This is a genomic window from uncultured Thermosynechococcus sp. (assembly GCF_938074695.1).
GTDB lineage: Bacteria > Cyanobacteriota > Cyanobacteriia > Thermosynechococcales > Thermosynechococcaceae > Thermosynechococcus.
Map to the genome: position 1 here is coordinate 1 of NZ_CALJEM010000043.1, position 12,446 is coordinate 12,446.

Sequence of the window (12,446 nt, forward strand, 5' to 3'; positions counted from 1 at the left end):
AGCGCCCTGCAATAAAGTCTCTGAAGACAACCCTCGCCCCTTGGCGTATTGCTTGCAAAATGAACAACTGATCTGCTGCCAGAGGAAAGTAACGAGAGTATGCCCCCACTTCTTTGTGCAAGTCTCGTCGAATGGCTAGACCCACGGCATGGTTAGTAACATAGGCACCCATTCCCCATAGCCATTCCCAAGCGGGTTGTCGAATCCCTGCAATCAGTTGATCACCGTGGTAGCAGCAGGCCGTAACCAAATCCGCCCCAGTTTCTGCACATGCTCTTTTGTAGTTGGCAACGGCTTCAGGAAACAGGACATCGTCTGCGCCAACAACGACATAGTAGTCTCCAGAGGCGAGTTTGATGGCGCGGTTCAATGCATCATAAATTCCAAAGTCTGGCCGTGAATCCACTTTTACTGTTTTGAGTTGGGATTTTGCTTTGTCTATTAGTTCCAATGTTCGGTCTGTGGAGTTGCCGTCGGCCACCACCCACTCGAAGTCGGCATCTGTTTGAGCCACCAAGGAGGCAATCAGGTTAGGAAGGTCACTCTCGGCATTATAGGTCGCTGTAATAATACTTAGACTAGGTGACATAGGTAGAGGCGTTAAACAATAGTTTGAAAAGACAAAGAAATACTCTGCCCTTTCCTTAAAAAAGGCAAATACTCAGTTCACCGTTAATTTACTTCATATTTCGGAATGCTTGTCAAGTCTATTTTCATACCAATTCAATTTGAAGGCAGTCTCAATGCCAGGTCTTTGTAACATTGAGCCTGATAGATAGGTCTTAGACAAGGAGATTGTTCATCGTAAAACTGAAATCATCGCAGTAGGAGATCCTGATAGCTTGGTCGCTTGCCTTGATTTCGGCTAAACGAATCGCACCCCAAGGATCATCCTAACTATAACGTGATTGAAACAGAGGCTAGACAGTTTCTAAAGGGTAACGACTTTTACAGTCAGTAAAGTCGGAGCGGCGGGATTTGAACCCACGACCCCCACTACCCCAAAGTGGTGCGCTACCAAGCTGCGCTACGCCCCGCTAAGCTATACCAGTATAACACGAGTTTAGGGAAGATTCTAGCTGGTGATGGGCGTCTTTCCCAGCCATTTCAAGATGTAGGTATTCACCTGCTCAGGTGCTTCGTCTTGGGGACAATGGCCCACCTCTGGCAAGGCAATAAACTCCTGCACACAGGGAAATTGAGCCAGCTTCTGACCTTCGTCAATCGGTTCCCAAGGGTCGGCGGCACCCCAAAGGAAATAGGTGGGGCAGGTAATTTGCGGTAGCAGGTCTTCAGGGAGAGGGCCTTGGGAGTAACGGACAAAGGCCAAAAAGACATCGGCAGCCCCCGTATCTTGAGCAGGGGTCAGCAGTATCTCTACAAGCTCATCAGTCACAGCGCTAGTCTTGGCGTAGGCTTGATGGAGAATGCGGCGCACGGTAGGGGGTTGGGCAATTTGACGGAAGAAGTAGGTGCCAAGGGTGCGGTTCCCCAAAAGTTGCTGGAGTAGCGCGGTTCCCCAACGGCGATGCCAAGGGAGTTGCTGTCGCTTGCGATCGTGGAGCTGACGTAAAGAGCAGTTGAGCAAGATCAGGCGACTCACCCACGCGGGCTGAAAAACAGCGGCTTGTAAGGCAACCACACAACCAATAGAGTTGCCAATGAGAACTGCGGGCTGACCGATGACTTCATGGCAAAAGTCTAAAACCAAGGTTGCCCAGGTCTCAAATGTGTAGGGAACAACCGAAGGGGAGGGCTTGGCGGAACCACCAAAGCCCAGTAAATCAATGGCATAGACTGAATGGTGAGCGGCAAGGGCAGGAATGTTTTTGCGCCAATGCAAGCTCGAGGCACCAAAGCCGTGAATCAGCAGGAGGGGAATGCCCTGCGTCCCTTGATGCCGATAGAGAATCGGGTAATCTTGCCAATGCCACGTTTGCGGTGTGAGGGGAGGTGTCATTTAGTCAGCTTGGAGAAATTGACGGTAGCGATCGCTCAACTCTTGAACAGCCCGTTCATAAAATTGCTGCCCGTGCTCAGGGGTAGCCAAACTGGAATCTGCCCCCATACGGCCATCGGGATAGCGGCGGCGAAAATCGGCGGCACCGTAGATGGCATGGCCGGTGTTAACTTCAGGGTTGAGGGGAACCCGCTTAATGGCCTCCGGATAAAGAAATTGGGTCACCGCAACTTCACTGGGGGTAGCATGGGAACCCTCGCGATCGCCGTACAATTCCCGCGCCAGTTGCATCACTGAGCTACACAGAAACCAGTTGGCCAACTCACAGCGCACTTGATCCGCTTCTGGAATGTGCAGATCTGCCAAGACCGCGTAGGTTTCAGCAAAGGCTGCCTTCACTGTGGCGATATTGCCGCCATGACCGTTAATGAAAAAGAAGCGTTGAAAACCTGCGCGTACCAAACTCACGACATAATCGCGAATGACCAGAATCAAGGTACTCGGGCGCAAGCTAATGGTACCGGGGAAAGCCGTATGGTGTAAGGCCATGCCTACGGAGATGGTTGGGGCAACAAGGGCAGCAGCAGTTTCTCCGACCCCTTTGGCGATCGCCTCAGCACAGAGGGCATCGGTACCAATTAAGCCCATAGGACCATGCTGCTCCGTGGAGCCAATGGGAACAATCACTCCCTTGGAGGTGTTGAGATAGGCTTCAACCTCTGGCCAAGTGTGCAAATGGAGTAGGGGCATTTCTCTCTCCTAAATCGCATCCTCAAGAACGGTTCGTGTATTCCGCCATGCCCAGATACCGGCGATCGCCACCACACCCCCCATCCCCACCATCACAACCGTAAGGCCAAGGAAGTCGGAAAGAATCCCTGCGATCGCCAAGGGCACACTGAGGGCAATATTGACAATGTTATTTTGAAAGCCGAAAACTTTGCCCCGCATTGCCGCAGGGGTACGCACTTGAATCAGGGTTTGCATGGGAATGCCAATGAGCGACGCCCCCATGCCCAGTAAAATACTCAAGCCCAGCCCCAGCCACAGATGATGCACAAAGGCAAAGACCAGTAGAACGGCTGCCATCACCAAAAAGCCGATCAAGGGCAGTGGCCGGTGGCGCAATTTCTCCCCCCATTGCCCCAGAATGCCCGCCCCTAAAATCAACCCCAACCCTGCGGCAGCCAAGAGAAAGCCAAACTGATTGGGGCGCAGGCCAATTTCTTGGGCTAAACTCACTGCCAACACCATCAAAGCGGCAAAGACACAATAGAGGATGGTCAACTGGAGCATGGCATTGCCCAAGAGGCGATTTTTGCGTACATAGTGAAACCCCTCCTGCAAGTCATGCCAAACATTGAGGGGGTCATCGCGCTCATGAACCGCTTCTCGATAGCGAATTGAGGCTAAAACCAACCCCGCCATGACGTACAGCGTGCCGACAACCGCTTCACGGGCATAGACACCGCCTATGGCTACAGCACCACTCAGCAATGGTTCCCCAATGGCAAACCCCACCACCAGCGACCCCATCATTGTTGTGATAAAGAGGGCATTGGCCGAGAGGAGATTTTCCTCCTTGACCAACAGAGGAATCGCCGCCTGCTCTGCCGGCGCAAAAAATTGAGTGAGGATGGACTCAGAAAAGGCAATCAGGAGCAACAGCGTAAACCGCTTTGGAATAAAGATGAGGGCAAAGACCAGTAGCCCCCGCAGAATGTTGGTAATACTCATTAGCTCCCGCTTGGGGTAGCGATCCACGAACGTGCCTGCCGTTGAACCAAAGAAGACTGCTGGTAGCGTGTTGGCAATCATCACGGCTGAGGCCTTAGAGCCGGGGAGTTCGTAGCTGGCATCGTAGGAAACTGCCAGTGTAATCAGCAGCACCAAAAAAACTTTGTCCGCCAGTTGGGAGATGATTTGACCGCCCCATAACTTGAGGAAATTCTTGTTCCGCATCAGAGCAGCAAACCCTTCTGGACGGGGTCTAGAACCAGAACTTACCATTGCTGTTGCTCGCTGACCATGAACATAAGTTTCCTGATTACTACCCAAGTTAGGTGCGGCAGTCTGAATCCAATATACCGCCACAGCCCTGTGGGCGTTTCCCCAGTTCCTGTATCCTTTTAGGTTCTTTTCCGGCAAACCGCTGGCTATGATGTATTGATGTTTACAGATGCCACCACAGCGGTACCCCCTCAATTGCCCATTCCCCCCTTCAAATTTGCTGGGGATAGAGGGTTGCCATATTTGCCGATCACCGAGGCATCGCCCCAACCATTGGTATGCTGACGGCTCAGGGTGACCAAAAGATTGGCTAAAAAACTAAAAAAAGAGGGCTGGGGGAAAAGCCCGACCCTCCTGCATTGAGTTTCAGTTGAACCTAAACGGTGACCAGTTCGGCTTGACGCCGGAAGCTGAGGCGTTCGTCTTCGCCCACATCCACCAGAATTGTATCACCATCGAAGAAGTCACCCCGCAGCAGGGCTTTGGCAATGGGGGTTTCCAGTTGTTTCTGGATGGCGCGTTTCAGGGGGCGAGCCCCATAGACGGGGTCATAGCCCACTTCGGCCAAGAAGTCGATCGCTTTCTCGGTGAGGGACAGGGTAATCTGGCGATCGCTCAGCCGTTCTTGCAGCCGCTGCACCTGCAATTGAACAATCTGCCGCAACTGATCCTTGCGCAGGCTGTGGAAGATGATAAATTCATCCACGCGGTTGAGGAATTCCGGTCGGAAGTGGGCACGCATTGCCTCCATGACGCGGTTGTACATTTCTGTGTAGCGACTGTCATCCCCCGCAACATCGAGAATATACTGAGAACCGATATTGCTGGTCATGATGATGATCGTGTTCTTGAAGTCCACGGTGCGCCCTTGGGAATCGGTGACGCGGCCATCGTCAAGAATTTGCAGGAAGATATTGAAGACATCGGGATGCGCTTTCTCGATCTCATCGAAGAGAACGACGGCATAGGGACGGCGACGGATAGCTTCTGTCAGTTGACCCCCTTCCTCATAGCCCACATAGCCCGGCGGCGCCCCAATCAAACGCGAGACGGCGTGTTTTTCCATGTACTCGGACATGTCAATCCGCACCATGGCCTCTTCGGTGTCGAACATAAAGGCCGCCAAGGTTTTGGCCAATTCCGTTTTACCGACCCCCGTAGGACCAAGGAAAATAAAGCTGGCAATGGGACGATTGGGATCTGCTAAGCCGGCGCGAGAGCGCTGAATGGCTTCTGCGACAGCCGTTACGGCCTCATCTTGGCCAACCACTCGCTTGTGGAGTTCTTCCTCAAGGTGCAGCAGTTTTTCCGCTTCCGAGGCCACCAGCTTGGTGACGGGAATGCCAGTCCACTTCGAGATAATTTCGGCAATGTCGGCCTCGGTCACCTCATCCCGCAACAGGGAGCGGCCACCCACCTGAATCTCCTTGAGTTGTGCCTCGGTTTGGGCAAGCTGCTTTTGCAATTCGATGAGTTTGCCGTACTTGAGTTCGGCAGCACGGTTAAGGTCGTAGTTACGCTCCGCCTGCTGAATCTCAATGTTGACTTTCTCAATCTCCTCCTTGATGGCTTGGAGGCGGTCAATCACTTCTTTTTCCGCCTGCCACTGGGCATTGAGGCGGCTTTGCTCTTCCTTGAGATCTGCTAACTCTTTTTCGAGTTTCTCAAGGCGATCGCGGGAAGCTGCCGAGGTCTCTTTTTGCAGCGAGAGCCGCTCCATTTCCAATTGCAGAATCTTGCGGTCAATCTCATCCAGTTCTTCAGGTTTTGAGGTGATTTCCATTTTCAACTTGGCCGCCGCTTCGTCCACCAAGTCAATGGCTTTGTCGGGCAAAAAGCGATCGCTAATGTAGCGGTTTGAGAGGGTGGCGGCGGCCACTAGAGCTGTATCGGAGATTTTCACGCCGTGGTGGATCTCATAGCGTTCCTTGAGACCGCGCAAAATCGAGATGGTGTCCTCGACACTGGGCTGATCCACATAGACCTGCTGGAAGCGCCGTTCTAGGGCGGCATCCTTTTCAATGTACTTGCGGTATTCATCCAAGGTGGTGGCGCCAATACAGCGCAGTTCACCCCGTGCCAACATGGGTTTGAGCAAGTTGCCGGCATCCATGGCTCCTTGGGTTGCGCCGGCACCAACGACGGTGTGGATTTCATCAATAAAGAGAATAATTTGGCCGTTGGAGTCCGTCACTTCCTTAAGCACGGCTTTGAGGCGCTCCTCAAATTCACCGCGATACTTGGCACCGGCAATCAAGGCACCCATGTCTAGGGCAATTAACTGGCGATCGCGCAGGGAGTCAGGGACATCGCGGGCTACAATTCGTTGTGCCAAGCCTTCAGCAATGGCGGTTTTACCGACGCCGGGTTCACCAATGAGCACCGGATTGTTTTTTGTACGGCGGGAGAGAATCTGAATCACACGGCGAATTTCATCATCGCGGCCAATGACGGGATCGAGTTTCCCTTGGCGAGCCAACAGGGTTAGATCACGGCCATATTTTTCCAAGGCTGCATACTTGCCCTCGGGGTTTTGATCGGTCACTTTTTGGGAGCCACGGATTTGGCGAATAGCTTCCCGCAGCGCACTTTCCGTAAGACCCACCTCTTGGAACAGTTTTTTGCCAAAGCGATCGTCTTGGGCAAAGGCTAGGACTAAATGCTCAACTGAGATAAACTCGTCGCCGAACTGTTTGCGCGCCTCTTCGGCGCGATCGAGGAGCTTATCAAGGCTCTGTCCTAGATAGACGCCACTGGGATTGCTAATTTTGGGCTGACGGTGAATAAAGTCATCGGTGAAATCTCGCACTCGCTGCACCGAACAGCCCGCCTTCTGGAAAATCTGCGTGGCCAACCCCTCTTGCTCTAGGAGCGATTTCATCAGGTGTTCACTTTCGAGATTCTGATGCTGCGCCTGCTTGGCCAAATCTGGCGTGCGGGCGATCGCGGCCCATGCTTTTTCCGTAAATTGATTTGGATTGGATGGTTGCATATCTAACCCTTTGACCCCTTTTTACGATTTCTAACTATTTGTATTGTATGGATTGCAAGAAAAACGTTGCTTCGGACTTCCCTACCTCAGGGGTAGGATTAACTCACCCGCCATAGTTTCAGCGTAGCTCCTACAAACTGCATTGTAGAGAGTCTCGTTGGGAATCGGAGCAGTTTCTCTATAAAATGTAAAGCACTTCAACTTTGGCAACGCGAGCTATGACCAACTCCCCTGTGACTGAGTCCTCCCCGCGTCAAGAGTCGGTTCTGCGCTATACGGTGCTGGGATCCCGTCGCCCCAGTAACTACTTTTGGGCAACGGTGGTCTCCATTGGGGGTATTGGCTTCTTTCTGGCGGGTCTTTCCAGCTATTTGCACCGCAATTTGCTGCCCGTTGGCAACCCAATTGATTTGGTTTTTATTCCCCAAGGGATTGCGATTGGCTTTTATGGGGTGGCGGCACTGCTGTTGGCAACGTATCTGTGGCTGGCGATCGCTTGGGATATTGGCGGAGGCTTCAATGAGTTCAACAAAGAAACCGGCTTTGTGCGTATCTTCCGCTGGGGCTTCCCCGGCAAGAATCGCCAAATTGAGGTAAGCTGCCCCATCAGCGAGGTGCAGGCGATAAAGATCGTCATTAAAGAGGGTCTTAACCCCAAGCGTGCCCTCTACCTGAAAATTAAAGGCCGAGGTGAAATCCCCCTTACCCGTGTGGGTACACCCTTGCCTTTAGCAGAACTAGAGACCCAAGGCGCAAGGATTGCCAGCTTTTTGGGCGTGCCCGTTGAGGGGCTGTAGTTTTAGTCTTCGTGGTCGTCGAAGGGATCCGCTAGCTCCTTGGAGGGGGGGCCAAAGGAAAGGTAGATGGAGTAGCCGGTGACGCCAATGCAGACGGCGGCAAGAGCAATGCTAAGAACTGTTGCAGGTTCCATAGAAACGTACTCAATGGGAGCAAGATATGCTTTTATAATATTACGAAACATTAAAATGCTGTTCATTTCGTTCAAAAAAGGGATTTATGGCACGACGGACTTGGCTTGGTGATCTTTTGCGCCCTCTCAACTCTGAGTACGGTAAAGTTGCTCCCGGTTGGGGCACCACTCCCTTGATGGCTGTCTTCATGGGGCTGTTTCTCGTTTTCCTGTTGATTATTCTGGAGATTTACAACTCGACACTCATGATTGATGGTGTTAATGTGAGTTGGACAGCCTTGGGATAATCTATGAACGTTTTTGGGATCGGTCTGCCGGAACTCATCGTTATTTTGGTAGTGGCACTGTTAATTTTTGGCCCGAAAAAGCTGCCGGAAATTGGCCGCAGCCTTGGCAAAACCAAGCGTGCCTTTGAGGAAGCCTCCCGCGAATTCCAAGATGAAATAAAACGTCAGACCGCTGCCCTAGAACAGGAACAGCAGGCCAAGGCAGAGGCTGAATCGCCTCGGGAACCTTCCGCTTAGGTGGCATGGTACTCCAGCCCTGCGTGATTGTTGGCCTTGGGAACCCAGGCATAGAGTACACTACAACTCGCCACAACATCGGCTTTCGTGTCCTCGACGCCCTCGCCCAGCGGTATCGGGTTGAGTTGACTCCGCAGCGGCGCTTCTTGGGGGAGGTGGGGGAAGCCTACATTGATGGTCAGAAAGTGCATCTCCTCAAGCCCACTACCTATATGAATAATTCTGGGCAGGCGCTCCATGCCCTCTTGAATTTCTATAAGCTACCCCTTGAGCGCACCCTTGTTGTCTATGATGATGCCGATTTGCCTTTGGGGCGAGTGCGCTTGCGCTTAACCGGCTCCACAGGGGGACACAATGGTATTAAGTCAATTATTCAACACTGCCATTCCCAACAGTTTCCCCGCCTCAAGGTGGGCATTGCTTTTGGCGATCGCCTGAAGCAACAAACCGGGCCGCGCAATGCCGTGCCCTTCGTTTTAGGACAGTTTTCGGCGGCGGAACTTGCCATTTTGCCCGCTGTGCTTGACTTAGCTGTGGACGCCATTGAGCTGAGTATTCGGTCGGGGGTGGAGGCGGCCATGAATCGCTACAACGGCAAAAGTATTCCCCTACCGCAATCGTGAACTGGAAACCTGTTTTGAAACTCTGAGGCGAAGCAACCTCTCAAGTTAGAGTAAAGACAGTTGTTGTCGGCGCAGGATCATGGACATTACTGAAAGCGTGCGCATGGCGATCGCCACCCTGAAGGCCAATCGGCTGCGCAGTGGGCTGACGATGCTGGGCATTATCATTGGCAATGCGGCGGTAATTGCCATGGTGGGCGTAGGTCAAGGGGCACAGCGCTATGCCGCCGGCCAGTTTGAATCCCTCGGACCCAATACGCTCTTTATTGTCCCCGGCACGCCCCAAGCCCGCAACCGCACCTTTAATGTGCCCCAAACCCTTGTCCTTGAGGACGCCAGGGCGATCGCTACCCAAGTCCCTACCGTCAAGGAAGTGGCGCCCCAACTCCAAGTCCAGCAACGAGTCACCTATCGTGGACGCAATACCAACGTTTTAATTGTGGGGACTACCCCCACCTTTCCCTCGGTGCGCAGTTTTACCGTGGCGCGCGGGCGCTTCATTTCCGAGGAGGATGTGGAACGGCATCGCCGTGTGGTCATTTTGGGGGCTGATCTGGCCAAGAAGCTCTTTATCAACGAAAATCCTGTGGGGCAGCAGGTGCGCATTAAGAATCTTTCCTTTGAGGTCATTGGGGTCATGGCCGAAAAGGGCGCCTTCCTTGGCAACAATCAGGATGAGGCCGCCTACATTCCTATTACGACGATGTCTTCCCGCATTGTCGGCCAGCGTTCCCCCTACGGGATTTCCTTGACATTTATCTCGGTGTCGGCCCGCGATGAGCAAAGCATTGATGCCGCCAAGTTTCAGATTACCAACCTGCTGCGGCTGCGGCACCAAATTGTGGATGAGGATGATTTTACGATTCAAACCCAAAAGGAAGCCCTGCAAATTATTGGCAATATTAGTAATGCCTTGACGTTGATGTTGGCGGCGATCGCCAGCATTTCGCTGCTGGTGGGGGGCATTGGCATTATGAACATCATGCTGGTGTCCGTGACGGAGCGCACCCAAGAAATTGGCCTGCGCAAGGCGATTGGTGCCACGCAGCGGGATATACTGGCACAGTTTATGATTGAGGCGATGATCCTGTCTGCCCTTGGCGGTTTAATCGGTACAGGCGTCGGTGTGGGCGGTGTCGTCCTAGTGGCGATGCTGACGCCTTTAGAGGCTGGAGTTGCTCCCCTTGCTGTAGCTCTTGCCGTGGGCGTTTCGGGCAGCATTGGTCTCTTCTTTGGGGTAGTTCCCGCTCAGCGGGCGGCGCGGCTGGATCCGATTGTTGCCCTGCGCAGTGTCTAACAGTATCCCTGGGAAATTTCAAATGGAAACAACAACCCTAGATTGGATTGCCGGTGGCTTGGCGATCGCCATTGCGATTGGTGGCCTGTTAATGATGTTTACGAATCTCTGGACGCGGCGATGAACCTGCGGCGAGGCTTGACCTACCTACTGTTGGGGGCGATCGCGATCGCCATGCTGCTTCCCTTGCTGTGGCTGGTCAGTACCGCCTTCAAGTCCGCCAACGAAGATATTTTTGCCTTTCCGCCCCGCTGGTTACCTGCCGAGCCGACCCTAGCAAATTTTGTAACTGTCTGGCAAACGCATCCCTTTGGCCGGTACCTGTTTAACAGTACGCTGGTGGCGGTTCTCACGGTGGCCTGCAATCTCCTAACCTCTGCCTTGGCCGCCTATCCCTTGGCGCGGCTTTCCTTTCGGGGGCGGGAGGCGATCTTTGCGACTATTTTGGCCACGCTCATGATTCCCTTTCAAGTCATTGTGATTCCCCTCTTTATTTTGGTTGTGCAGTTGAAGCTTCGGAATACGTACCTAGGGATCATTCTGCCAAGTTTGGCCTCTGCCTTTGGTATTTTTCTGTTGCGACAGGCTTTTATGGCAGTGCCCAAGGAACTGGAGGAGGCGGCTCGCCTCGATGGCTGCTCCGAATTGGGGTTGTGGTGGTTTGTGATGCTGCCGGCCATTCGCCCTGCCTTGGTTACCCTTGGCATTTTTGTGTTTATTGGCGCTTGGAGTGATTTTCTCTGGCCCTTATTGGTTGTGGATCAGCCAGAACTCTATACCCTCCCCATTGGCGTGGTGACCTTGGCGGGGACGTTTTCCTTAGATTGGCGACTGATTGCGGCAGGCTCTGTCATTTCAATTGTGCCTGTGTTCATTGTTTTTATTTTCTTGCAACGGTACATTATTCCCTCACACACCGCTGCCGGTCTTAAGGGCTAGATTCTAAAGCGGCGATAGCGAGGAGTCTGTTGGCGGAAAAAGGCTTGAATTTCAGCAGCTTGACCCAAGGCAATGACCGTGTCCTTTGCTTGCAAAGGCAGACTCAAGGGGGGATGGGTGACCAAGTTGCCGTTGCAACGGCGTACAGCCACAATAATGAACCGGCCTCGACCTTTTGCTTCCACTTCGGCGATCGCCAGACCCAACAGCGGGGATTCTAGGGGGAGGGTAAACTCTTCAATCTGGAGATCCAACTGGCTCAATAGCTCAATCAGATGACTGCGCTCCTCCTTCTCCTCCAGAAAATCCAGAACTGTCGGGCGAGTAATTAACTGGACAATGCGGTGGGCACTAATACTGGAGGGCAAGACCACATGATCGGCGCCGGCAAAGCGCAATTTGGACTCCGTGGCGGGTAATTCACCATAGGCCAAGATTTGCAGGTGGGGATTGAGGCGGCGGGCAATTAGGGTGATAAAGACATTACTGGCATCATCGGGCAAAACCGCAACGAGTGTGCGGGCACGATCCACGCCTACGGCCAACAGCTCATTTTCATCCATGAGATCGTCGCCGCGATAGAAAGGATGCCCTGACTGCTGAGCCAGCCGTAGTCGCTGCCGCTGGTTGTCAATGACAACAAAGGGGATTTCAGCAGCGGCCAGGTTCATTGCTAAAGTCCGCCCAAGGGAACCATAGCCGCAAATAATGACGTGATCTTTGAGGTGAGCAAGGTGGGAGGGAGGGGTCATCGAAGGGGACGGGAGCGGAGGGTGTATTTACGAATTAACTTGGGGGCATCTTGAACATGACCCAACAAGATCAATGTATCCCCCACTTCCACAAGAGGATTGTCGCGAGTCGAAAATAATTGACCATCACTCTTGCGCAGGCCGATGATGATAAATGCGCCTTGACCCCGCACCTCAAGTCCCGCCAAGCGCGTACCTACATAGGGGTAACTGGGGGTAATTTCCATTTCCTCTAGGCGAGCATCAATATGGCTTAAGAGTTCGTTGAGGGTTTCGAGATCGCCCGTTTGTTCGAGGAAATCAATGCGCGGTCGCCGAATGAGGTTGGTCATTTGGCTGGCACCAATTTTTGTCGGTAAAACGATGTGATCCGCCCCTGCCATGCGCAGCTTTGATTCTGTGCTGGCTAGATTGGCTC

At 52.9% G+C, this 12,446-nt stretch carries 14 protein-coding genes and 1 tRNA gene; 6 read left to right on the plus strand and 9 right to left on the minus strand.

Annotated elements, in window-relative coordinates; all coding sequences use genetic code 11:
* From Q0683_RS07120 to clpB, 6 genes are all read right to left on the minus strand, one after another.
* On the minus strand, nucleotides 1–589 hold a 589-nt coding region (locus tag Q0683_RS07120; RefSeq protein WP_298976988.1), incomplete at its 3' end, for a glycosyltransferase.
* A 374-nt stretch (nucleotides 590–963) separates the two neighbouring features.
* Nucleotides 964–1,037: transfer RNA gene (locus Q0683_RS07125), tRNA-Pro, on the minus strand.
* A gap of 38 nt (nucleotides 1,038–1,075) precedes the next feature.
* Nucleotides 1,076–1,960, minus strand: coding sequence for an alpha/beta fold hydrolase (locus Q0683_RS07130; protein ID WP_298976990.1), 885 nt, complete (start codon nucleotides 1,958–1,960; stop codon nucleotides 1,076–1,078).
* A complete protein-coding gene (locus tag Q0683_RS07135) occupies nucleotides 1,961–2,710 on the minus strand; it encodes a creatininase family protein (RefSeq protein WP_298615476.1) in 750 nt (249 codons plus the stop codon). It abuts the gene before it with no gap.
* A 9-nt stretch (nucleotides 2,711–2,719) separates the two neighbouring features.
* The gene (locus tag Q0683_RS07140) at nucleotides 2,720–3,970 is read right to left on the minus strand and encodes an MFS transporter (protein WP_366142516.1); all 1,251 of its coding nucleotides are present in this window, start codon (nucleotides 3,968–3,970) and stop codon (nucleotides 2,720–2,722) included.
* A 376-nt stretch (nucleotides 3,971–4,346) separates the two neighbouring features.
* On the minus strand, nucleotides 4,347–6,962 hold the full coding sequence (gene clpB, locus Q0683_RS07145; RefSeq protein WP_298976995.1) for an ATP-dependent chaperone ClpB: 2,616 nt from the start codon (nucleotides 6,960–6,962) through the stop codon (nucleotides 4,347–4,349).
* Nucleotides 6,963–7,180: 218 nt separating this feature from the next.
* On the opposite strand from clpB, the gene Q0683_RS07150 reads away from it, so the two are divergent.
* Nucleotides 7,181–7,759 (plus strand): photosystem I assembly protein Ycf4, encoded by a 579-nt coding sequence (locus Q0683_RS07150; RefSeq protein ID WP_298615467.1) that lies wholly within the window; start codon nucleotides 7,181–7,183, stop codon nucleotides 7,757–7,759.
* A gap of 2 nt (nucleotides 7,760–7,761) precedes the next feature.
* Here the strand turns inward: Q0683_RS07150 and psbN are convergent, their stop codons facing one another.
* Nucleotides 7,762–7,893 (minus strand): photosystem II reaction center protein PsbN, encoded by a 132-nt coding sequence (gene psbN / locus Q0683_RS07155; protein WP_011057227.1) that lies wholly within the window; start codon nucleotides 7,891–7,893, stop codon nucleotides 7,762–7,764.
* An 86-nt stretch (nucleotides 7,894–7,979) separates the two neighbouring features.
* On the opposite strand from psbN, the gene psbH reads away from it, so the two are divergent.
* The 5 genes from psbH (at nucleotide 7,980) to Q0683_RS07180 (ending at nucleotide 11,276) form a co-directional block, all read left to right on the plus strand.
* A complete protein-coding gene (psbH, locus tag Q0683_RS07160; RefSeq protein ID WP_181495330.1) occupies nucleotides 7,980–8,180 on the plus strand; it encodes a photosystem II reaction center phosphoprotein PsbH in 201 nt (66 codons plus the stop codon).
* Between the two features lie 3 nt (nucleotides 8,181–8,183).
* The gene (locus Q0683_RS07165) at nucleotides 8,184–8,417 is read left to right on the plus strand and encodes a TatA/E family twin arginine-targeting protein translocase (RefSeq protein ID WP_298615461.1); all 234 of its coding nucleotides are present in this window, start codon (nucleotides 8,184–8,186) and stop codon (nucleotides 8,415–8,417) included.
* A 5-nt stretch (nucleotides 8,418–8,422) separates the two neighbouring features.
* Nucleotides 8,423–9,040 (plus strand): aminoacyl-tRNA hydrolase, encoded by a 618-nt coding sequence (pth, locus tag Q0683_RS07170; protein ID WP_298615457.1) that lies wholly within the window; start codon nucleotides 8,423–8,425, stop codon nucleotides 9,038–9,040.
* 79 nt (nucleotides 9,041–9,119) lie between these two features.
* Nucleotides 9,120–10,337: an ABC transporter permease gene (locus tag Q0683_RS07175; protein WP_298615455.1), complete on the plus strand. Its 1,218-nt coding sequence runs from the start codon at nucleotides 9,120–9,122 to the stop codon at nucleotides 10,335–10,337.
* A gap of 120 nt (nucleotides 10,338–10,457) precedes the next feature.
* Complete coding sequence (locus tag Q0683_RS07180; protein WP_298615454.1) at nucleotides 10,458–11,276, plus strand: carbohydrate ABC transporter permease; 819 nt, start codon at nucleotides 10,458–10,460, stop codon at nucleotides 11,274–11,276.
* Here the strand turns inward: Q0683_RS07180 and Q0683_RS07185 are convergent.
* Together Q0683_RS07185 and Q0683_RS07190 are read right to left on the minus strand one after the other, a co-directional pair.
* Complete coding sequence (locus tag Q0683_RS07185; protein WP_298615452.1) at nucleotides 11,273–12,028, minus strand: TrkA family potassium uptake protein; 756 nt, start codon at nucleotides 12,026–12,028, stop codon at nucleotides 11,273–11,275. The genes Q0683_RS07180 and Q0683_RS07185 overlap by 4 nt on opposite strands.
* A partial coding sequence (locus tag Q0683_RS07190) for a TrkA C-terminal domain-containing protein (RefSeq protein ID WP_298977000.1) occupies nucleotides 12,025–12,446 on the minus strand: 422 nt, incomplete at its 5' end. The genes Q0683_RS07190 and Q0683_RS07185, both read right to left, overlap by 4 nt.